This window comes from Shewanella sp. SR1 (assembly GCF_020447145.1).
In the GTDB taxonomy this organism is placed as follows: domain Bacteria; phylum Pseudomonadota; class Gammaproteobacteria; order Enterobacterales; family Shewanellaceae; genus Shewanella; species Shewanella baltica.
Window position 1 is genome coordinate 1 of sequence record NZ_JAJAEF010000063.1, and the last position, 827, is coordinate 827.

General features: G+C 47.6%; 1 protein-coding gene. It reads left to right on the forward strand.

Annotation, left to right across the window (positions count from 1 at the left end; genetic code table 11):
- Nucleotides 1–807, forward strand: an 807-nt coding sequence (locus KV201_RS22360) for an ISAs1 family transposase (RefSeq protein WP_226060654.1), incomplete at its 5' end; no start/stop codon positions are given.
- Nucleotides 808–827 lie beyond the last annotated feature (20 nt).

Consider the following 827-nt stretch of genomic DNA (forward strand, 5'->3'; position numbering starts at 1 on the left):
GCGGTTGATGGTAAAGCTCTTCGTGCTACCGCTAAAGGGCGAGGAGCCAACGTTGTTCATATGGTCAATGTCTGGTCAACTGAGCTGGGAATGTGTGTTGGCCAGCAAAAAGTCGCTGACAAATCTAACGAGATCACGGCAATACCTGAGCTACTCCAACCTCTTGAATTAAAAGGGTGTTTGGTCAGTATTGATGCAATGGGTACACAGGTCAAAATTGCTGACACCATCCTCAAGAAGTCGGGGGATTACCTGCTTGCGGTGAAAGACAACCAACCTAGCCTCAATACTGAAGTAAAAGAACAGTTCCAAGCGTATTGGGATAAGAATGAAACCGATGTTTCGGGGCCCGGATTTACTGAACAATTTGACTCAGAACATGGGCGAAAAGAGCATCGACGTTGTTGGGTTCTGGTGGTTGATGAAAGCATGTCTGTTTGCCAGCAGTGGAAAGCGAAGACAATCATAGCCGTGCAGGCTGAGCGAGTTGAAAATGGCAAAGGCTATGATTTCGTGAGATTTTATATAAGTAGCCGAGCGTTGGATGCCACCTCAGCGCTGAAGGCAACCCGAGCACACTGGTCGGTAGAAAATCTGCTGCACTGGACTTTAGATATTGCGTTCGGAGAGGATCAACTTCAGGCCAGAGCGGGCTTCGCTGGGGAAAACTTAGCGGTCATCAGGCAGTGGATACTGAACATACTGAAGCAAAACAAGTCACGTAATCTGAGCATGGCCAACAAGCGCAGGCTCTGCTGTCTGAATGAACAATATTTGTTCGAATGTATGGGGTTGTTCAAAGTATAAACACTGATGCGTCAGCCCTG